At 58.7% G+C, this 21,605-nt stretch carries 13 protein-coding genes and 2 pseudogenes; 6 read left to right on the top strand and 9 right to left on the bottom strand.

Going from position 1 to position 21,605, the window contains the following annotated elements; genetic code table 11:
- Positions 1-4: 4 nt before the first annotated feature.
- Complete coding sequence (locus ACZ0AV_RS14850) at positions 5-430, bottom strand: HPF/RaiA family ribosome-associated protein (protein WP_499151740.1); 426 nt, start codon at positions 428-430, stop codon at positions 5-7.
- A gap of 719 nt (positions 431-1,149) precedes the next feature.
- Here ACZ0AV_RS14850 and ACZ0AV_RS14845 point away from each other — a divergent pair.
- The 3 genes from ACZ0AV_RS14845 (at position 1,150) to ACZ0AV_RS14835 (ending at position 4,277) form a co-directional block, all read left to right on the top strand.
- The gene (locus tag ACZ0AV_RS14845; protein ID WP_499151739.1) at positions 1,150-1,803 is read left to right on the top strand and encodes a hypothetical protein; all 654 of its coding nucleotides are present in this window, start codon (positions 1,150-1,152) and stop codon (positions 1,801-1,803) included.
- An 8-nt stretch (positions 1,804-1,811) separates the two neighbouring features.
- Positions 1,812-2,870 (top strand): energy transducer TonB family protein, encoded by a 1,059-nt coding sequence (locus tag ACZ0AV_RS14840; RefSeq protein WP_499151738.1) that lies wholly within the window; start codon positions 1,812-1,814, stop codon positions 2,868-2,870.
- Between the two features lie 258 nt (positions 2,871-3,128).
- Positions 3,129-4,277, top strand: a complete 1,149-nt coding sequence (locus ACZ0AV_RS14835) for an aldose epimerase family protein (protein ID WP_499151737.1) — start codon at positions 3,129-3,131, stop codon at positions 4,275-4,277.
- Between the two features lie 138 nt (positions 4,278-4,415).
- Here ACZ0AV_RS14835 and ACZ0AV_RS14830 read toward each other — a convergent pair whose 3' ends face one another.
- From ACZ0AV_RS14830 to ACZ0AV_RS14820, 3 genes are all read right to left on the bottom strand, one after another.
- Entirely contained in the window at positions 4,416-5,111 is a 696-nt protein-coding gene (locus ACZ0AV_RS14830) for an OmpW/AlkL family protein (protein WP_499151736.1), read from the bottom strand.
- 465 nt (positions 5,112-5,576) lie between these two features.
- Positions 5,577-5,831, bottom strand: a complete 255-nt coding sequence (locus tag ACZ0AV_RS14825) for a hypothetical protein (protein WP_499151735.1) — start codon at positions 5,829-5,831, stop codon at positions 5,577-5,579.
- Positions 5,832-5,874: 43 nt separating this feature from the next.
- Positions 5,875-6,126, bottom strand: a complete 252-nt coding sequence (locus tag ACZ0AV_RS14820; RefSeq protein ID WP_499151734.1) for a glycine zipper domain-containing protein — start codon at positions 6,124-6,126, stop codon at positions 5,875-5,877.
- Positions 6,127-6,421: 295 nt separating this feature from the next.
- Here ACZ0AV_RS14820 and ACZ0AV_RS14815 point away from each other — a divergent pair.
- Positions 6,422-7,615 (top strand): annotated as a pseudogene (locus ACZ0AV_RS14815) (IS4 family transposase).
- Positions 7,616-7,678: 63 nt separating this feature from the next.
- Here ACZ0AV_RS14815 and ACZ0AV_RS14810 read toward each other — a convergent pair.
- Positions 7,679-8,829, bottom strand: a protein-coding gene (locus tag ACZ0AV_RS14810) for an IS3 family transposase (protein ID WP_499150580.1) whose coding sequence is annotated in 2 segments (ribosomal slippage) — positions 7,679-8,586 and positions 8,586-8,829 — 1,152 coding nt in all. Because the reading frame shifts where the segments join, the coding sequence is not laid out codon by codon here.
- A gap of 236 nt (positions 8,830-9,065) precedes the next feature.
- On the opposite strand from ACZ0AV_RS14810, the gene ACZ0AV_RS14805 reads away from it, so the two are divergent.
- A complete protein-coding gene (locus ACZ0AV_RS14805; protein ID WP_499151733.1) occupies positions 9,066-10,259 on the top strand; it encodes an IS4 family transposase in 1,194 nt (397 codons plus the stop codon).
- Positions 10,260-10,501: 242 nt separating this feature from the next.
- Here the strand turns inward: ACZ0AV_RS14805 and ACZ0AV_RS14800 are convergent, their stop codons facing one another.
- Complete coding sequence (locus tag ACZ0AV_RS14800) at positions 10,502-10,708, bottom strand: hypothetical protein (RefSeq protein WP_499151732.1); 207 nt, start codon at positions 10,706-10,708, stop codon at positions 10,502-10,504.
- Positions 10,705-11,322, bottom strand: coding sequence for a hypothetical protein (locus ACZ0AV_RS14795; protein WP_499151731.1), 618 nt, complete (start codon positions 11,320-11,322; stop codon positions 10,705-10,707). Before ACZ0AV_RS14795 ends, ACZ0AV_RS14800 begins: the two co-directional genes overlap by 4 nt.
- Positions 11,323-11,704: 382 nt before the next feature.
- On the opposite strand from ACZ0AV_RS14795, the pseudogene ACZ0AV_RS14790 reads away from it, so the two are divergent.
- A pseudogene (locus ACZ0AV_RS14790) lies at positions 11,705-11,884 on the top strand (IS4 family transposase); the annotation flags it as partial.
- 93 nt (positions 11,885-11,977) lie between these two features.
- On the opposite strand, the gene ACZ0AV_RS14785 reads toward ACZ0AV_RS14790, so the two are convergent.
- Together ACZ0AV_RS14785 and ACZ0AV_RS14780 are read right to left on the bottom strand one after the other, a co-directional pair.
- Positions 11,978-19,795 carry a two-partner secretion domain-containing protein gene (locus ACZ0AV_RS14785; RefSeq protein ID WP_499151730.1) on the bottom strand — a complete coding sequence of 2,606 codons (7,818 nt, stop codon included), beginning with the start codon at positions 19,793-19,795 and terminating at the stop codon, positions 11,978-11,980.
- Between the two features lie 26 nt (positions 19,796-19,821).
- Complete coding sequence (locus tag ACZ0AV_RS14780; RefSeq protein ID WP_499151729.1) at positions 19,822-21,513, bottom strand: ShlB/FhaC/HecB family hemolysin secretion/activation protein; 1,692 nt, start codon at positions 21,511-21,513, stop codon at positions 19,822-19,824.
- Positions 21,514-21,605 lie beyond the last annotated feature (92 nt).

Raw genomic sequence — 21,605 nt, 5'->3', positions numbered from 1 at the left:
CTCCTCATTCTTTTCCCAGGTCTGCCTGTTTGGCGAGAAATTCGTCCTCGAGCATGGCGTCGATCTCTGCTGCCGAGTCTTCATGCACGACCGGAGCCGTCAATTGCCCGGTGGACTCCACCCGCTGCGAAAGCCGCCCCGTCAGGTGCTCGAGCGCATGGCTCATTTTTCGCGCGGCGCCGGCTACGGCCAGGTCGAGGCTTTCCGCCTTGTGGGTCACCGATAGCGAACTGTGGCCCTTGGGGCGCGCCTCGATCTGGCAACGCTTGTCCTGCGCGCCAGCCTTGTGCGAGTTGACGTCGCCGACGTGGATCTCCACGCGCGTCAGCAAATCCGTGTAACGCTCCAGCTCGTCGACAACCCGGCTGCCCACCCACTCCTGCAGCTCGGTACCGCCTTCGATGTGATTACTGTCCACCTGTACTTGCATGTTGTGATCCTCCGCTGCGGCGCCGGGGGAGGCGCCTGTTGCCAGTAGAAGAGCGAGAAAAAGGATCGGTTCCTGAAGGTGGATGACTGGCACTTACCGCTTCGTTCAAGCGCAACGCAACGTCTAGCGAAGCGCTTAAGGCTCCATAAAGCTATTTATAATCAACTGGTTGCAAGGTGAGGCGAGCAGCACCGAGACGCGCATTTCGGTTCTTCGGCAGGCCGTTCAGCCGCATCCTGCTCCCTGTCCCAGCCGACAGAACGCCGCGAAGACCGGGCAGCAGACGGAGCCTGGAACAGGCCACGACGCAACCGCACTTGCACCCGCAGGCGTGCAGGAAGCGACGATCATCACTACACAATGGAGGCATCACCAACACCGCTCGCCGCAGCCGGCATCTCGGCGGTTGAAACCACCGTGGCGTGTTCCCCGCGTGGCTGACGGGCCAATTCAAGGCGGTGCCCTGAAAACAGGCGCCAATGGTGGGAGCGCCTGAGCGGCTGGGCTGGTCACCGCGCCGCAGAGTGCGAAGCGCTTCGTGGTTCAGGCCGCCGCTCGCCCATGAGGCCAGGCAGCTCGCTATAATCGCCCCCAGCTTCATTGCCATGAGGCTGCCAAGGATTGGTGTGCTACGCCCTCTCGCTTCACACCTTGTGTTCATTTCAGGCTTCGTCGGTCATTCAGGCACCGACGGTGCTGCCCTGCACGCGAGTGTACCGATGCCCCTGTTACGCAATCTCTGCGGCGCCCTGCTGCTGCTCACCCTGGCCGGCTGTTACAGCCTGTCGCCCATCGATATCGACAAAAACATTCGCCCTGCCGAAGGCGGTGCCACCAGCTACCTGGTGGGGGTTGTCGGCGTCTGGCCGGACGCCAAGTATTCTCTCCACGAACAAAGCCTTCTGCTGCGCCAGAAGGGCGGCGGCGGTGCAGCCTCGGCGCGCCTGCGCAACAACGTTCACCTGCGGACACCACGGGACATCCGCGATGGACGCCGCGGCATCGGCACGCTGTTCGTCATGCCACTCAAACCCGGCCGCTACGAGCTGTACAACGTCTTGTTCAAGCGCAGCAACGGCACCACCACCTGGAGACGCGAGGACTTCTCCATCCCGTTGCAACTGGAGCCCGGCAGGGCCTATTACATCGGCGACTTCCGTGCGGCCTGTATCGATTACAACGCCCGCTGCGCATTCATCCACCGCTACAACCTCAAGCGGGACCAGGCCCTGGTCATCGGCAAACACCCCGAACTGCCGCCGCTGCAGCAACTCGAGCTGGAGCATATGGAAGGTGCCTATCCCATCCTCCTCGACAGCGACGCCGAGAATGCCGCGGTCTTCAAAACGATTCTGTCGGGGCAGGCAAAATGAGCAACTTGATGCGCCTCCTCAGCCTCGCCATGGTGATGTTTCTGGGCGGCTGCCAGGTCAACCACACCCTGCCAGAACCCACGCTCGATCACGAACAGACGTTACCCCCGGTAAGCGTGCAGACCCTGGGGTCGGTACCCGGCCCGCTCATCCGTAACCACCTGCGCAGTGCGGGCGTATTCGAGCAGGTTCGCGAAGGCTTCGACCCCGCCGGGTACAATATCCAGGTGGTGTCGGTCGGCGACTACTACGGCTTCAGCAATTTACCCAATCAGTTGCTCAGTGCTTTCAGCCTGTTCATCATTCCGGCTTCCGTATCCTGGGACTCGGCACTGACATTCCGGGTGACCCGTGGCCAGGAGGAAGTGGCCACGTACCAGATCAACAACAAAACCACGCACTACAACGGGCTGTTCGTGCACCCGGACGGTCGCGACGACAATATCCGCCGGATCATCGACAACTTCGCCGCCCGGGTTCAGGCCGATGCGGCGCTGTTCAAGCTTACGCCGCTGAAGCCCGTGCACACGCCGATGCCGGTGGCGCCGGCAACCCTGCAACAGCACACGGCGTTGATTGTCAGCTACCAGGTAAACGCTGACGGGTCGGTGAGCGACGTGACGATCGCCGGCGATGCACCTGAACTCGCCCGCCTGGCCGTCGAAGACACGGTGCGCACCTGGCGCTATGAACCCTGGGCGCCCAGTTCGAAAGCACCGGCGACGCAGCGAACCAGCCAACCGATGATACTCAAGCCGCAATCGCTCGTGCGCACTCAGGAGCAGAGTTGCGCTCAGGTCATCCAGGAACTGCAAGCCTTCGAGCAAGCGTCGCCAGGCAAACCCGCGAGCGATCTGTCTACCTTCCAGCAAACCTCCGCACTGCTGTTCCTCGCCGAGCTGCGCCAACAGGACAAAGCCTCGGCTACCGAAGTAGACAAGGCCTTCGCACGTGCGCTGCCATGGATCATCGAACAGTGCCGCGCCAATCCTCAGGCCGATTACTGGACGTACGTGCACCAGGGCGTGAAGCAGCAAAAGGCGGCTGAAGGCGAAGCACGCCAGTAAAAGCTCCACCGCAGCACGTAGCGACCAGGCCGGTCGTTACGTGCTCGCCTCACTCGCCATACGGCCAGCGTGCGCCCGCAATAGACTTCCCTCCTGCAGCACGCGCATATTGTCCAGCACGTCGAAATAGACGGACTAGCTGGCTGTCAGATAACAGCTAACCTGATTTTCATATCAGGATTATTCCGACCAGGCACTCGCTGCCGTAAGCCGCTGTGCGTTAGAACGATTCCCCACAACAATAAAAGGAATTCGAGCATGACCCACCCACATCATCTGCTGTCCGGCCTGGCCCTCTCGCTGGCGATTGCCAGCACAGGCGCCAACGCTGCCGGGCTGACCAGCGAACACAAGCCATTCGGCAAGACCCGCGATGGCACACCTGTCGAGCAGTATCAGTTGCGCAACAGCCATGGCATGCAGGCCACCATCATCACCTACGGCGGCGTGCTGCAGGCCCTGGAGGTACCGGACAAGAACGGCAAGGTCGAAGACGTGGTGTTGGGTTTCGATGACGTGCAGGGCTATGAAGCCGGAACCGCGTTCTTCGGCGCCACCATCGGCCGCTTCGGCAATCGCCTCGCGGGCGGCGCCTTCGAACTCGACGGCAAGCGCTACCAGGTGCCGCTCAACGACGGGCCGAACGCCCTGCACGGCGGCGCCGAAGGGTTCGACAAGAAGGTCTGGGAAGCCAAGCCGGTGAAGGATAAAGATTCGGTCGGCGTGACCCTCACCTACCTGTCCAAGGACGGCGAGATGGGCTTTCCCGGCAACCTGAAAACCGAAGTCACCTATCGCCTCAACGACAACAACGAACTGCACATCGACTACAAGGCCACCACCGACAAACCCACGGTGCTCAACCTCACCAACCACAGCTACTTCAACCTCGCCGGGGCCGGCAACGGCGACATTCTCAAGCAGGTCGCGACCCTGCACGCCAGCCACTACACACCGGTCAACAAGACGCTGATCCCCACCGGCGAACTGGCACCGGTCAAAGGCACGCCGATGGACTTCACCCAACCGACCCCCATCGGCCAGCACATCAAGGACGACCACGAGCAGCTCAAATTCGCCGAAGCCAAACAGGGCGGCTTCGACTTCAACTGGGCGCTGGACGGCAAAGGCGACATCAAACAACTCGCCGCCGAGGTGCACGATCCGCAATCGGGCCGTCGCCTGCAGCTCTACACCACCGAGCCGGGCGTGCAGTTCTACACCAGCAACTTCCTGGATGGCACGGTGAAGGGCAAGGCGGGCAAGACCTACGCCCACTGGAGCGCCTTCACCCTGGAAACCCAGCACTTCCCGGATGCACCGAACCAGCCGACATTCGCCTCCACGCGGCTGGACCCAGGGCAGACGTATACGCAGAACACGGTGTTCAAGTTCTCCGCGGACTGACGGCGAGCGTAGCAGCCGCAATGCCGGGGCAGGCACGCACGATGAAGGCCTGATCGTCGCCTGCCCTGGCCGACCACCCGGTGAAAGAGTCAACGCCCGCGGCAGACCGCGGGCTCTCTGATCAGCCTGCCCAGCGCTTCAGAACTTGTAACCCAGGCCGATCATGTACACGAAGGGATCGACCTCGACATCCACCTCGGCTCTTACACCCAGCGTGGTGTTGCTGACGTAGGCATCGGTATCGATATCGATGTAGCGCATTTGCGCGTTGATCATCAGGCGGTCGGTCAGCATGTAATCCGCCCCCACCTGGGCCGCCCACCCCCAGGAGTTGCTGGCGTGGAAGTTATCGAACCCTGCCGCACTGGCACTGCTGCCCACGCTTTCATCGTAGATCCAGGTGTAATTGATGCCCGCACCGACATAGGGCTGAAAGGCCGATTTGTTATCGAGCGGGTAGTAGATCAGGCTCAGCGTCGGTGGCAGATGTTTGAGCGAGCCGAGCTTGCCATCGGCAATCCCCCCGGACGTGCCACTGATGTTCACGTCGTGCTCGAAAGGTGTCGCCGCCAGCAACTCGATCCCCAGATGGTCGGTAAGCATGTAGGCGAAGTTCAGGCCGAGCTGAGTGTCGCTGCCAAGGCTCGCCTTGCCCCCCAGATCAGTGCCTGACAGAGCCCCGCGATCGACCTTCACGCTGGAACTGCTTTCACGTGGGTCAACCGTCACCGCGCCCGCCCGAACGATGATATCGCCCGCTTCGTGCGCCTGAACCGTTGAAGCAGCCATGGCCAGCATCGCCAGGCCGCTGTTGAAAAGCATAAGTTTGCGCATGCCCGATTCCACCTCTCTTTGAAGGGCAGCCCAGGCCCGCGCATGGCAGACCGACTGCTCCTGGGAGCCAGGAGTATCGGCAGGGCGGCGCAGGCACACGTCCGCCGATCGGCATAGCGCCCGCCAACGGTTAGGTTACGGAATTTGTCGAAGCGGAAAGTGTTACAGGGAGGGTGGCGGATTTGGTTATGAAGACCTGAAAAGGGATGGCGGCGCGATTGGCGGCGGACAACAGGCTGGCCAAGCAGTGTTCATCGTCCGGCGCAGGCTCGGCAGGCGGCTGCGCTTCGCGTCCCGGCGACTGTTGGAATAATAGGGGGCAGACCAGAATGGCACTTACTCCAAATCTGTCCCCTTTTCCTCTTCAAGCTACCTGATTGATCTTCATGGATATTTTTTGGGGATTCCTCAGGGTCTGTCCCCTATTATTTGTATTTGTGGTCTGCCCAATCTGTCCCATTCCCCCTATTTGCTTTTATTCTTTGACTCCTCTAATTTAGCCATCAACCAGATCCCTATACCTAAAAAAACTCCAGCACCGCCGCCGCCTCTGGCTGAATATACAAGAGCATCCAGCCACATAAAATTGAACTCCCCGTTTACGAAAGTAAAATAAACTGCAACCCCGAGCTGTGCTAGAAATATTGCAGCAGAAATAATTCCGCACCAGAGAGCTACTAGGGTAATACACAATCCCAGTCCTACGCTCTTGAATATCACCTCCTGCCTCCCTCCTCGACACTGTTAGATACTTCTGCACCAACTACTTCGGAAAGCACTGAGCTTGTAACACTCCCCCTAACTCGCCTACAGATCCGGGAATAAATTTATTAAGCTGCTCTGACGTCATTTTTCCACCCAATGTGCCAATTGCTGCACCAGCTCCTGCACCAATCATCGCCCCAGTAGGATGCGTCCCCTTAAGTTGACTACCAACATATGCGCCACTGACACTGAGAGCCTCCGTGGCAAGAAATCCCCTCCCTTGACTTAGCGCGCCGACAATGGCTGCCACAGTAGCGTCTGTATACTAATAGAATTTAAGTCCGAGCTTAATTGATAACTGATGTTAGATCCCCCGCCTATAGATGCGCCTAGAACAATAGGAACAATAGGAACAATAGGGCAAACAATAGGAAACAAGAAACAATAGGGAAACAATAGGGGACTGAATCACGATTTAGAGGAGAATTAATCGTGGTCTGTCCCTGAGGAATCCCCACAAAATATCCATGCAGATCAATCGGATAGCTTGAAGATGCCTGCATGAGTCGGCAGTTTGGTAGTCGCCAAACAAACCTCCGAGACTCATGCAGGCAGTACGATTCTTACACAAGGCATTTTCCCAAGCACTCCCCACGATCCACAGCAAGCGACTGAGCGCCTTGATGAGCTGCGTCAGCGCCTTGCTGCACGGGCATCGTCTAACCCTGACCGACTTGGGCAGGGCCATGCCCAGCGAGGCTTACACCAAGCATTCGATCAAACGTGTGGATCGCCTGCTCGGCAACGCTCGTCTGCAGTACGAGCGCCCCCTGTTCTATTGGAAAATGCTGACTGCGCTGCTTGGCTCCCTGCGTCATCCCTTGATTCTGGTGCATTGGTCGCCGATCAATGCCGCTTCTGACCTCTACCTGCTGCGGGCCTCCATCCCGCTGGCCGGGCGGGCATTTCCTGTTTACGAGAGCGTGCATGACCGTGAAGCTTGTCCTCAGCGCCAGAAGCAACTGCTCGATGCCCTGGAAATCATGCTTCCCGAGCAATGCGTGCCGATCCTGGTAACGGATGCCGGTTTTCGCCGCCCCTGGTTCCAGGCCGTCGAAGCCAAGGGTTGGTATTACGTGGGACGCGTGCGCAATCGTGATCTCTATCGCGACGAGTACGATCAATGGCAGCCGATCAAGCAGCTCTACCAGCAGATAACCTCGACGGCGTGCTCGCTTGGACGAATCGAGATGACGCGCAGTGCTCCGCACTCTGTTGCTTTGTACGGCATTCACCAACCGCCCAAGGGTAGGAAACATCGACGCGTGACGGGCAGCATCGCGCGTAGCAAGCTCAGCCGGAAGAACGCTCGTCGTTAGCAGGAGCCTTGGTTGCTCGCCAGTAACCTGCCGCAACCGCATTGGGGGGCTCGGAAAATCGTCGGTATCTACCGTAAACGTATGCAGATCGAAGAAGGCTTTCGGGACGTGAAAAGTCTACGTTTCGGCTTTGCCTTCGACCTGCATCGAACGCGTTGCCCACGACGTATCGAGATCCTGCTGCTGATCGCAGCACTGGCGTGTTATGCGTTGTACCTGGCCGGTTTTTAGGCTCGAATGACAGGCCAGTCAGGCCGCTTTCAGAGCAACAGCGTCAGGCATAAAACCGTGCTGTCGCTCTGGCGTGTCGGCCTTGAATACCTCAGGCGCTCCACCAGCGATTCATCCTGTTCGGCCCTCACCAAGATGGAGCTATTGCTGCGTGACGAGGTTAACCGGCAAGCTCAATTACTGGACTAGATTTGTGGGGATTCCTCAGACTCTGACCCCATTGATTTTTGACCCTGAATCGCCCCGGCTTTCCTAGACACTTTCCAAGCTCTGGAAATAGCGCTTTTCAAAATCCACTGGCGATAGCTGCATAGCGCTGCTGTGCCGGCGTTTAGGGTTATAAAACATCTCGATGTAATCGAACACATCAGCACGTGCTTCTTCACGAGTGCCGTAGGTTTTTCGTCTGATGCGTTCGCGCTTCAGCAGTTGGAAAAAGCTCTCTGCCACGGCGTTGTCGTGACAGTTACCGCGCCGGCTCATGCTACTGATTAGGTTGTTAGCCTTGAGGAAACTTTGCCAGTCCAGGCTGCTGAACTGACTGCCCTGGTCTGAGTGGATCATCACTTCCTGCTTGGGTTTGCGCCGCCACACCGCCATCAGTAAGGCATCAATCGCGAGATCGCTGCACATCCGTGGCTTCATCGACCAGCCGACCACCTGGCGTGAGAACAGATCCAGCACCACAGCCAAGTACAGCCAGCCTTCATAGGTGCGAATGTAGGTGATGTCAGTGACCCAGACCTTATTGGGCTCTGCGACCTTGAACTGTCTCTCCAGGCGGTTGGGCGAGGCCACTTTTGGCTTGCCACCGTAATAGCCAGGGCGCCGACGATAGCCGGTCTGCGAACGCAGCTTCTCCAACCTCATCAGGCGGGCCACTCGGTGACGGCCACAGGACTCACCCAACTCACGCAGGTCGTCGTGGATCTTCCGATAGCCGTAAACACCACCACTTTCCAGCCACGCATGCTTGATCAACCCAAGCAGACGCTGATCTTCCTTGGCGCGTACGGAGCTAGGCTCGGATAGCCAAGCGTAGTAACCGCTGGGATGCACTTTGAGGGTTTGGCAGAGACGCCGAACCGGATACTCCACCGACAGCTTGCTGATGAAGGCGTACTTCAGCCGGACTCCTTGGCAAAGTACGCGGCGGCCTTTTTTAGGATGTCTCGCTCTTCGGTCACTCGCTTGAGTTCAGCACGCAGACGACGCAGTTCGGCCTGCTGATCGCCCTCTTGCTGCCGCTTTTCCTGGGGCTTGCTGTAGCGCTTGATCCAGGCATACAGGCTGTGCACCGACATACCTAACCGCGCTGCCACTTCGGCTACAGGAAGGCCACGCTCGGTCACTTGCTTGACCGCTTCGATTTTGAATTCTTCGGGGTAACGCTGGTTGCTCATGGCACCTCCTAGTGGGCCTCATTATGAGGCTTGGAGGTGTCTACGAAACTAGGGGCGATTCAATCTGCTTACGAAAAAGGGGACAGATTTATTTACTCCGCCACTGCCACGGCCAAAAATAAATCTGTCCCTGAGGAATCCCCACAAAATATCCATGCAGATCAATCGGATAGCTTGAAGATGCCTGCATGAGTCGGCAGTTTGGTAGTCGCCAAACAACCCAACGCCCGAGACTCATGCAGGCAGTACGATTCTTACACAAGGCATTTTCCCAAGCACTTCCCACGATCCACAGCAAGCGACTGAGCGCCTTGATGAGCTGCGTCAGCGCCTTGCTGCACGGGCATCGTCTAACCCTGACCGACTTGGGCAGGGCCATGCCCAGCGAGGCTTACACCAAGCATTCGATCAAGCGTGTGGATCGCCTGCTCGGCAACGCTCGTCTGCAGTACGAGCGCCCCCTGTTCTATTGGAAAATGCTGACTGCGCTGCTTGGCTCCCTGCGTCATCCCTTGATTCTGGTGGATTGGTCGCCGATCAATGCCGCTTCTGACCTCTACCTGCTGCGGGCCTCGATCCCGCTGGCCGGGCGGGCATTTCCTGTTTACGAGAGCGTGCATGACCGTGAAGCTTGTCCTCAGCGCCAGAAGCAACTGCTCGATGCCCTGGAAATCATGCTTCCCGAGCAATGCGTGCCGATCCTGGTAACGGATGCCGGTTTTCGCCGCCCCTGGTTCCAGGCCGTCGAAGCCAAGGGTTGGTATTACGTGGGACGCGTGCGCAATCGTGATCTCTATCGCGACGAGTACGGTCAATGGCAGCCGATCAAGCAGCTCTACCAGCGGATAACCTCGACGGCTTGCTCGCTTGGACGAATCGAGATGACGCGCAGTGCTCCGCACAAGGTTGCTTTGTACGGCATTCACCAGCCGCCCAGGGGCAGGAAGCATCGCCGCGTAACAGGCAGCATCGCGCGTAGCAAGCTCAGCCGGCAGAACGCTCGTCGTGAGCAGGAGCCTTGGTTGCTCGCCAGCAACCTGCCGCAACCGCAATGGGGGGCTCGGCAAATCGTCGGTATCTACCGTAAACGTATGCAGATCGAAGAAGGCTTTCGGGACGTGAAAAGTCTACGTTTCGGCTTTGCCTTCGACCTGCATCGAACGCGTTGCCCTCGACGTATCGAGATCCTGCTGCTGATCGCAGCACTGGCGTGTTATGCGTTGTACCTGGCCGGTTTTCAGGCTCGAATGACAGGCCAGTCAGGCCACTTTCAGAGCAACAGCGTCAGGCATAAAACCGTGCTGTCGCTCTGGCGTGTCGGCCTTGAATACCTCAGGCGCTCGACCAGCGATTCATCCTGTTCGGCCCTCACCACGATGGAGCTATTGCTGCGTGACGAGGTTCGCCGGCAAGCTCAGGTACTGGAGTAGATTTGTGGGGATTCCTCAGAATCTGTCCCCTTTTCCTGTTCAGAAAAGACAGCTAGACCTTATGGTCTGCTTCATCATAAAAACAAGCTTCACGGTTGTTGCCTCGCTGAATGACATGCTGAACGCATCCCGGGAAATAAAGACGGGGCAAACGGGCCATGGCGTGTTCCTCTCCTCAGGATTGGGAAACGATAATTGCCATGACATGCAAAAATCAATGACTCTGACCCCATTGATTTCACCTACATATCAACACCAAGTTGATCCGCAACTTCCCTCAGACGCAGAGAGACCTTGAGAATCTCTTCTTTATTCAATCCACAATATGTGGGAAGGGAGCCTTCCGGCACATTTTGTACTAGAGCTAAGCCGCATGAAATGAAGTATCGCAACTCTCTATGCGTGACTTCGAGATGAATAGACTTAGGGTCATTATTAATTTCAGTCATTTTTTAGGAACCTGCGATTTAATGTAGTTTTCCCAGCCAACGCCACCCTTGTCGGGTCTAAATGCCGTAGCCTCACCTCTCTGCCCTCGAATAACAACGGTCTTGGTCGAACTATCAAGATAGTAGACCGTACCATCAACAGCTTGGCGGCGCTCAATTGCTGGATTGGAAACGATTTTTTCTACAAAGCTCTGGAATTGGCTTTTTGTGTTGATGCCAAGATCAGCAAATTCTTTCCGTTCGACTACATGCTTATTGAACGCATGACCACTCGCGACCTCTTCAGCCAAGAGCTGAGAATTGAGCCTGCCCTGATTGATAGCGCTTTCTGCGCCGGTACTACCTTTTGCAGCCTCAATCCTACGCTCAGCCTCAACCTGCCCAGCAAGATTTCCACCGGCCTTAGGCCGCAGTCCGTTTGCGGTCTCAAAATAGAAGACTCCATCCGAAGACACCACTTCGGTATTGCCGGTCTTGGTGTTGAGCACTCGCCGATAACCATCCGGCAACTCACCTGCTTCGTTGAAGCTAGCGCCGACTGAGCCGCCGCTCTCACGATAGTGTTCGGGTAGGCCGGCCAGCGACGTGCCGCCGTGTCTTGGTTTGGGATCCAAGTTGGGAGCGTCAGCCTCCAGCTTGCCCTTCGCAATCGGGCCGGCCTCCCAGACATCCGCGCCTGACCTTGGTAGTTTTCTCAGCGCACCACTGCCACCACCTGCAAAGTTGAGTGCAAAGTTGGTTTCCCACTGCGCTTCAACTTTGGCAGCGGCCTCGGGATTACCCTGCAGGCGATACAGAGCAGCCTGGATCTGCGCATCATCACGGGCCTGGGTGTAATTCGCAGATCGATGGGGTCAGAGTCATTGATCCAACTATTTTCCACGCCGCCCGCTCGCTGCCAGCGGGAAAGAGATCGTCGACCTACACGCTACCAATCGCTTTTCTCAGCCAAAAATCAATGACTCTGACCCCATTGATTCTCATGATTCGGATATTGATGAGCGCCTTCACCAGTTACTGATGCTCATCGCCCAGCAGCGTGTAGGTAGCCGGCCTGGACGAGTGGAGCCGCGAGCACTCAAACGAAGGCCAAAACCCTATCCACTACTGACCCGAGCGCGCCAAGTGGAACGAACGGAAATTCAGAAAAAGGGACATCCAAGGAGGGCTAAGTAAGTGCCATTCAAATCTGCCTCCTTTTCCCATTTATTATCATTTATTATCATTTATTATCATTTATTATCATTTATTATCATTTATTATCATTTATTATAACTTCCACAATATTGCATACGGCAACTCATCATCAACAATATCTTGCAAACGAAAATAATAAATAGCAGATGAGCTTTCTAAACTCTTATGAACAAATGCACCGTCGTACATAATACGGTAAGAGGCATACTCCATGAGTTTGTCAGTCCCAAGAGAACTGAGGGCATTTTTTATCTGACTATAAGTCGACCCCGCTCCAGCTGGAAGCAACTCAGGCGGCGGCTGACATACAGTCATATCATCATTTTCAACATCCCTGTAGTAGGCTCTTCGGAATGCAGATTCACTGCAGGCCCAGTACAGGGATAGCAAACGGAGTTTTTCCTCTCCTTCATCAGAAAAAACGTCAGCTAGAAAATACTGATTATCTGAAAGTTTGTATGCGCCGTCCTCCATGGCGAGAACGTTTTGCTCCTGTACGTCAACAGCGTCCCAAACCTTCTTGCACAAATATGACCACTCTTTCATCTTAAATACCTCAAGCCTATTGCGGCCATTTAAATATTCGACCTTCGACCCTACCAGCCTTAAGCGCGCTTTCTGCGGATACTTTGGCAGGTCCCTCTGGCATATTTTGACTGAGTTTATGATCTCTGACTGCCAGGCTTGTAACCTTGAATCTGGCAATGAAGTCGGATACCGCCCACCAGGAGCACGATACTTGGCATCCCAGACGATCACAGAACGCGATGACGGGTCATACGTAATGTAATCTGCACCTGGAAGTGACGCTTTCCCAGGCCCTGAAATTGGTATTTGACCTGACTCAATAGCCTGACTCCAGCCACGAGCCTCCCCGATTGCACCGTTTAGCTCAGAATACGGGCTGCGTCCGTTATTAACCTTTGCAAGGACTTCTGGTTCGGCTGGATTTAGAGCCTGATTCTTTTTAGCCTCAATCCTACGCTCCGCCTCAACCTGCCCAGCAAGATTTCCGCCAGCTTTAGGCCGCAGTCCGTCTGCGGTCTCAAAGTAGAAAACCCCATCCGACGACACCACTTCGGTATTGCCGGTCTTGGTGTTGAGCACTCGCCGATAACCATCCGGCAACCCGCCTGCTTCGTTGAAGGCAGCGCCGACTGAACCGCCCTCACGGTAGTGTTCGGGTAGGCCGGCCAGCGACGTGCCGCCGTGTCCTTGTTTGGAGTCCAAATTGGGAGCGTCAGCCTCCAGCTTGCCCTTCGCAATCGGGCCGGCCTCCCAGACATCCGCGCTTGACCTTGGTAGCTTCCTCAGCGCACCACTGCCACCACCTGCAAAGTTGAGTGCAAAGTTGGTTTCCCACTGCGCCTCGACTTTGGCAGCGGCCTCGGGATTACCCTGCAGGCGATACAGAGCAGCCTGGATCTGCGCATCATCACGGGCCTGGGTGTAATTCGCATAGGCCTCGTTAGGCTGGAATGCAGTCTGACGTATGCCGTTGGCGATCTGCTCGCTAGTCGAAAGCGGCTCGGTTACCAAGCCTTTGCCTAGCTCATACGTACCTACAACAGTGTCGCCTACAACCGCACCTGCCCCTTTGCCAAAACCAACCAGCTGAGCCCCAACGCCAATACCGTCGCTGTAATTGAGGTTGTTCCTGTAGAAGTCCTGATACTCCCAATCGGAGGATGTCCGACCGATCAGGTGCTCTGCATTGATCTTGCTGTCGAAGAAATCGGTGTGGTTGGACTCGTAACGCTCCAGCAAGCCAAGTGTTTCTGCAGCGGTATAAGTTCGCTCGCCTATTTGTGGAACATCGCTCACTGCCTCATAACGATTGGCCAGTGGCGCCAGAGCCTTACCCAGATTCGATAGGGTCGACTCTTCTATTAGTGCCTCTTTACCGACGATGGTCGACCGCCAGTCTTTGTCGGTGTAGTAAGCAAAGGCCTCAGCCATACGACGACTGGCCTCGTCCTCGCTGATACCCTGCTCTCTGGCCAGCTCTTTGGCCTGACGCTTGATCAGGCGAACTTCTTCAGGGTGCATCTGGCGGTTGTAGGCTGTCGCGTTCTTGGCCAGCTCTGCAGCCTTCGCGAGGTCACCGCCTGTCGCGGTTGCTGCGGCCACACCAATCAGTTGGGACACCGCCAGCTCGAGATTCTTGTCCTGTTTTATCTGGCCTGACAGTTGTTCGACCAACAGCTCGTTGCCGCCAGCGGCCAAGGCGCCGGTTGCAAAATCACCGCCGGTCGCTTCGCTTAGTAAGCCTCCAATCACAGCGTGCAGTGCAGCTTTCTGTGCACTGCCTTCAGCCCAGTTGACGTCGGCCCACTCACCCAGATTGTCGCTCCAACGACCTTCTGCAAAATCGCCAGCAAAGGTGAAGCCGGTAGCCTGCATCAGGTGATAGACCTGATTGGTCAATGAGCCTTGCAGGTTGTCCGAGAAGCTGCCGCCCTGAACAGCCGTCTGGGCCGCCGCCTGCACCGTGCCTTGAACGCCGAGGTAGGTACCGAACTTGCCGATGTCCGATGCATCGCTTAGGTTGAACCCCTTGGTCACCTTGTTGACGTTGTCCCCAGTGACCCCAAATGCTTCATCAAGCATGCCCGACGTAAAGCCCGCAGTTACGGCTGTAACTGCATATCCTTTGAGTGCGCTGCTTGATGTGACATCTTTAAACACAGCTCCTAGGTTGCCCTGGTTATTCACCGTGCTAACTGCGGCACTGCTCGTCGCAGAAGTGGCGACAGCGGTCAATGCCACATTTGCCCAACCAGCACTGGCAGTCCCCACAGCCGTTCCCGCAGAAACCATTGCAGAAGAACCAGCAGCAGCCATTGCCGATCCGCTACCAGCCCCTGCTCCAGCGGCGCTACCTATCAACCCACTCGCCGCCCCCGCCGTGAAATACGCCACGATAATGGCGATCACGATCGCAGCGCCGCCACCCAACCCCGAATGGCTGTACTTGAAGCTGTCGTGGATCTCCTTGACCCGGTGCCAGTCGACGTCGCCGCGTTGCTCGGCGGCTTTCAGCCAGGCCAGTTGCGGGTCGGCTTCGACCATGGCGTCGATGGTCTGGGAGACGGTCTGCTGGTCGACGTGCTTGATGTCGATGTTCAGGCCTTCCACCGCTTTGATGGCGATTTCGCCCTGGGCGATCATCTGCGTTTGCAGCAGGGTTTCGTCGGTGGTGCCCTTGCCTTTGGCGGAGGTCCATACCAGGCTGTTGCTGCTCTTCTCGTGGCTCTCCTGATCCAGATCCTTCACCGCCTCGAAGGTGATGCCACCGCCGCTTTGCAGTGTCAGGTCGGCGCCGCTGTCCAGCCGTGCGCGCTGGTACAGCTGATCCCCGGCGCTGGCCAGGGTCAGGTTGCTACCGGTGGTGATCTCGGTGCCGATATGGCGGATGGTGGTGACTTCGTCGCGCTGTGTTTCCTTGCTACCCCAACCGCCCTTTTTCTTCTTGTCGTACAGCGAATAATCGGTGTTCTGGTTGGCGATGAGCGCCAGCTGCTCGCCTGCGTACAGGTAGGCTTCGTTACCAGCCTTGAGCCGGCTCGAGGCGAGGACGAGATTGCCGCCTGCCTGTGCCTTCAGGTTGCCGCCCGCTTCGATGACCGAGGCCACCTGTTTGACGTGATCCTCCTGGGAGATGACCGTCTTGCCGCCGCTCTTGCGGTAGTAATCGGAGTGGCTCTCGTCCGCTGCCGAGGAAATGGTCATGTCGCCGCCAGCATCGAGGTCGATGTTTCCACCAGCCTTGGCGGTGCTGCCGACGACCAGCAGGTCGCGACCGGCAACCGCTTGCAGATCACGGCCAACCTGCACATCGCTGCCGTACTGGGTGATGCTGTTCTGGTAGGAGTGACCTTTGCGGTCCCAGCTGTTCTGGCGGTTTTCGGCTTCGGCCGAGCCGAGGATCAGATCATTACCGGCTTCGAGCGCCGCATCGCCGCCCGCGCTGATGGCACCTCCAATGTTGCGAATGTCCTTGCCAGCCCTGATCAGCAGATCATTATCCGCCTCGATGCGCGCGGCGCTGTCGACGAAACTCTGCTGACGATCTGTGTTGCCTGTTGCACTTTGGTGCTCGGTGACAGAGCGCTCGTTTTCGATATCACCTGTCAGCGCAACCAGGCTGACGTCCTGGCCTTTAAGAATGCCGCCACGGGCATTACGGATACTGTCCTTGGCCAATAGCTGCAGACGCCCATTCGTCTGCATCAGCCCGGTGTTGCCGATATTCTCACCGCTAGCCTGCAAGTTCTCTGTCGCGCGCAAAGTGCCTGCGTTATTGAGCGCTCCGCCACTGATCAGCGAGAGTTCCCGCCCCTGTATCAGCGCCCCATTCGGCGCCAGGCGGCCTTCAGCCTGGGCCAGATAGACCACGGGTGCCAGCACCTTCTGGCCACTCACCTCACGCTCTTCCATCCACACGATGTCGTGTGTCAGGGCCGCGACCTGCTCGGCCGACAGGCCAACGCCCACGGACAGCTGCAGCGCATCCTTGCTGGCGATGGCGTTATCCATGAGGTAGCGGAACTGCGCTTCGTCACTGGTCAGGCCCGCAAGGAAACGCTGCCCGGTGCGCGCCACGATGGCATCGCGGATCAGGCGTTGTTCATAGAGGCCATCGCCGAGCAGTTTCTGCGCGTGATCCGGGTTGTAGTCGAGCTGGTCGAGTAGATAGCTGGAATTGAGGAAGTTGCCCAGGTCGGCGAACGCCGAGTTGGTCTCGATCAGGTAAGGATGAGCGGGATTGGTGCTCAGGCTGAACAGGCCGTTTTGTCCACTCGGCAGATTGAAGGTAGGCAACGCCAGCGGGTCGACAGCCTGCTGGGCCAAATCAGCCGGCAGTTGAGGATTGAGGGTTACATAGGTGGCAATACCATTGCCGACCCCGGTTTCCCCTACTCGGTTGCCGCCGGAGGTGTAGGCGAAGCCGGGGCGGATCACATCGCTGTTAAGTTCTTTGTTCGCTCGAATATCTACATTGCCGGCGGCCTGAAGAATGCCGGAATAATCGACCCGGTTGCTGTAGATCGGCTCACCATTGACCTTGATCTTGTATGCATGGCGAGCCAGAAAGCTATTGACCTCAGCCGTGATGTCGCCGGGGTTGTAGCTGGGGCTTTCAATCCAGTTACGGGCGGTGAAGGCGTTTGCTTCGGCTCGACGCGCACGCACGTACTTCATTCGAATCCGATGGGCATGCACCTCTCGGCTGGTCAGTACGTCTGCACCCTGGGCGCCGAGATTGGACAGGCTATCGGTATCGATCAGCAAATTACCGGCAGTGGCGATCAGGCTGTAGCGGTTATCCAGCGTATCGCTGTACAGGCTCATGTCCTTGCCGGCCAGTAATTGGCCCTGCGGGTTGTTATTGGAACCGCGGGTGCGGTCTATTTCTTCCAATGTGAAGTTGGATGACTCTTTGGTGCCACCGCAATCACCGCAACTCAGGTAGATCAGGCGAGCAGACACCTTCTCTCTGACGATATCGAAATCTTCGCGCAGGTTTTCCAGCAGGCCAGCGGCAATGGTCAGCGTGCCCGCGCTTTCGACGGTACCGGATGCGTTACTGAAACGCGCTGCCTTGTCGCCCGCCTCGTTTTGGGAGAAGGACAGATTGCCCAGGCTGTAGATATCCCCCTGGCGGTTGGTCAGTTCGTCGCCAAGCAAGGTCATGTCCGTGCCGCTGAAAATCAAACCACCGTCGTTATGCACTTTCGGGGTCTGCACCAGCAGCTCGCCCGCTGCACCAAGCGCGCCACGGTTGTTGAGCTCACCCGCGGCCAGCTTGAGCCAGGTGCCAGCCGTCAGCTGGCCCGCGTTGGCAAGCTCGCCCAATACGCTGACGGTGACTGAACCCGCGCCGCGAACACGGGCGCTTTCGCCCAGCTCAACACGCTTGGCATCGAGTAGCAGATTGCCTTGGCTGAGCAGGCTGCCGTTGCCACGGTAATCACCGCTCAGGCGCAGGTCGAGGCTGCCATTGGTTTCGATGCGCCCATCGTTGATCCAGCTTTCGCCCGTGGTGCTGAGGCTGTTGACCGCCAGCAGGCCGCCGCCAGCGGTCTGGGTCAGGCGGTCGATGTCCAGGATGATGGAGGCGGCCTGCAGCAGACTGTTGTTGACCCATTCCCCGGCACTCAGGCTCACCGCGCTGTTGGTGATGAACTCACCACCGGCCTGGCCGAGTAGATCCATGCCGAGATTCAGCCCGGCGCTGCCAAGGTGACGCACCACACCGTCCCGGTTGCTCAGGGCCGGGGTGTCGAAAGTCAATGCCGCGCTGGCCACCTCCAGCACGCCGCTGTCGTTATTCAACGCGCTGCCGATGGTAAAGCGGCTTTCACCGCCGCTGCCCAGGGCACGCAGGCGGCCACCGGCATTGCTCAGGCTGTCGGCCTCTACATCGAGATGACCGCCGGCCTCCACCAGGCCGCCGTCGTTGTTCAGTGCGTTGCTGACCTTCGCGGTGATGGTGCCACCGGCGGCCAGGGTGCCGGCTTGGTTATCCACAGCCTCGGCCTTGATGGCCAAAGCCTGGCCCGCCAGGGCGCTGCCTTGGCGATTGTCCAGCGTATCGGTGTCGAGGGTCAGGTTGCCCTGGGCGACAACCTGGCCCTTCTGGTTGTCGAGTTCCTTGGCCTTGAGCGTGGCGCTACCTGCCGCGGCGACCTTGCCGCCGGCATTGTCGAGTGTCTGCAGGTCGGTGTTCAGGGAACCATGGCTGGTAAGCTGGCCAGCGTTGCGCACGCTGCCGCCGCTCAGTTGCAGGTGACCGGCGCTGTTGGTGCTACCGTCGGCGCGCACGCCGGCTTCGATGGTGCCGGCGTTGTTCAGGCGCTCGGCCTGCACCCTGACCTGTTCACCGGCGGCGAGGCTCTCGCGCACGTCCACCTGCTTGGCCTCGACACGGGCGGTGCCGCCCGCATAGGTATCGCCCTTGAGGTCGACGCTCTCGGCCACCAGGGTGGTATTGCCGCTGGCTGCGCTGCGGTTCATGGTCAGCTGGCCGCCGGCATCGATCTGGATATCACCGGCAGTGGCCGCCATGTCGCCGGCCAGCTTCACGCCCACGCCCGCTTCGGTGCCAACCAGGCGGATCGCCCCGGCATACATGCCGCCCAGGGCCGAGCTGTCGATGGCCACCTGGGGCTTTTCACTGCCGTCGTCGGCCTTGGCGGTGGCTTGCAGGGTGGCAACGTCCACTTCGTTGCGGCCGGCGATGACGTTCAGGCGCTTGGCGTGGATCTCGGCATTGATCTGCGCGCTGCGGGTGATCAGGTCGAACTGGTCGACGTTGCTGGCATTGAGGCCGGCGCCCTCGATGGCGATGTCGCCGCCGTCGACGTCGAAGCCCTTGAGGCGGCCATCCTGAATCTGCGGTGCACCGGTGCTCAGGGTCGCGCGCGGGGTGTTGATGAAACCGCAGCCATCGCAGGTGATGCCATGGGGGTTGGCGACGATGACATGGGCGCCCTGCCCGGCCACCTCGGTATAGCCCTTGAGCTGGCTACGGTTGCTACCAGTCACCTCGTTGAGGATGACGCCTGCGGCACCGCCCTTGAGATTCGGGTTGCCGTTGATGTAGCCGCCCAACTGGCTCGGTACGAAAGCCTGGGCGCCATTGTTGAGGATCAGCCCCTGCTGGCCGACGTTGTAGTCGGTGAACTTGTTGTGCGACAGGCCACTGCCATTGGGCGTGGCGATATTCACCACCGGCACCCCATTGCCGGCCTGGCCGATGCTGGTGTTGCCACCGGCAGCGGCGTCGACTGCCAGCTCGGCAGCGACGGCGCGCACCGGGTCGAACAGCATGACGCCGATGAGGATACGGGCGATGGCACGGTTCAGGGGGCTGCGAACGTCCATGTGGATAACTCCGTTACGCGTTGAAATCAAAAGAACACATCGAGGCGGAAGTACACCGGCCGCTCACCCTCGGTGAAGGCGGCGGGGCGTTCCAGGGAATGGGCGAAGGTCACGCTGGCAGCCAGGTGTTCGCCACGGGCGCTGAGCTCCAGGGCATGACCGCTCAGGCGGCCGCTGGCGCCGCTGTTGTGGCTGTCATGGCTGATCACGCCAAGGTCATAGGCCAGGGCGGCCCCGTACTGCTGCACGAAGGGTTGCAGCGGCGCCCAGGTCACCGGCCGCGTCCAGCGCAGTTGGTTGCGCCAGTAGCCGCCGCTATTGCCGGACAGCGACTGGTCCTTGTAGGCGCGCACCGAATTCAAACCACCAACGCTGATGCGCGCCGGGCTGAACAGCTGGTCTTCGCTCTTCTGGCCGGTAGCCAAACTCTCGAAACTGAAGCGCTCGCTGCCCAGGTTGAAGGGCTGCAGGTAGCTGAGGGTCAGGGTGTACTTGTTGTAACGGGCGACCGGATTTTGGCCACGGGGATGGCCATTGCCCTGAGCGTCGAAGGCACCGATACCGCGCTGCCAGCCGATATCGGCGTTGACGAAGGCGCTACCCACGCGACGGCCATGATTGAAGCCCAGTTGCCACTCGCTAAGGCGGTTGCTGGAGATACCTATGTGGTTGTCTTCGATGAAGTTATTGGTGCGAACGTGGCTCAGGCCGGTGCTGAAGGCGGTCTTGCTGACGCTGTCGCGGTGCAGCACGCGCTCTGCCAACAGGTTATGGCTCTGGTAGTCGCCATCGGTCTCTGCCAGGAAGCCGTTGAAATCTGTCTTGGTGCGGTAGTAGGACTGGCCGTAGTTGTAGCTGAAGGTCCACCACCCGTAGGGCAGGCTGTAGTAGAGGCTCTGGCTGTGCGAATGACGGTAGCTGTCGCTGACCGCATCACGGCTGGCGCGCAGGCTCAGCTGGTCGGCCAGGCCCAGCGGGCTGTCCCAGTCCAGGCCGACGCCCCATTGCTGCTCGCCGGTGCTGAGCTGGCCATCGTTGTGACGCGACAGGCTGGCGCGCCACGGCTTGCTGCGCTCGCCCTGCAATTGCACGCGGCTGCCACCCACCTGCTCGCCGGGCACCAGCTCCAGCTTGGCGAAGCGCGATGGCAGGCGATTGAGGTTTTCGACCAGTTGCTCCAGTTCGCGCAGGTCGAGCACCCCGCCGGTCTTGCCGGGAAAGCTCATCGCCAGTTCGCGGTCGCTGGCCAGGGCGGAACTGTCGAGGCCTTCGAGGCGGCCTTCGACCACGGTTATCTTCAGGGTGCGGGCAGACAGATCCTGCTGCGGCAGGTAGGCGCGGGTGGTGACATAGCCGCGGTCGATGTAGTGATTGGTGATGGCCTTGAGCAGCGCGTTGAGCTGGCTGACGCCCAGGCAATCGTCAGCAAATGGCGCGAGGATGGCGGCGCGGTCGGCCTCGGACAGCAGGCTGGCACCGCTGATCTCGATGTCGTCGATGGCGAAGCAGCGTTCGTCATCCGCTGCAGGCGCGGCAGGCTGCTGTGCCTCGCGCCCCGGGAGCCGTTGCAGCTCCTGCAAACGCTGCTGCTGCTCCTGCAGGATACGCTCCTGGCGATCACGCTGCAGCTCACGCTCACCGGGTGTCTGGGCGTTCACCCACACAGGAAAAACAGCCAGACACAACCCTACAACTGCAGCTCCATTGCGCACCGCCATGCATCCCGCCTGTCGTAAAAACTGATTCGTCGCTACGACGGCTTGATACCGGTCGAGTTCAAAAATGTTCCTAAAAGCTGCTGAACGGTCGA

The sequence above is a fragment of the Pseudomonas sp. AC532 genome (genome assembly GCF_979258965.1).
This window is presented reverse-complemented; position numbering and strand designations above follow the sequence as displayed.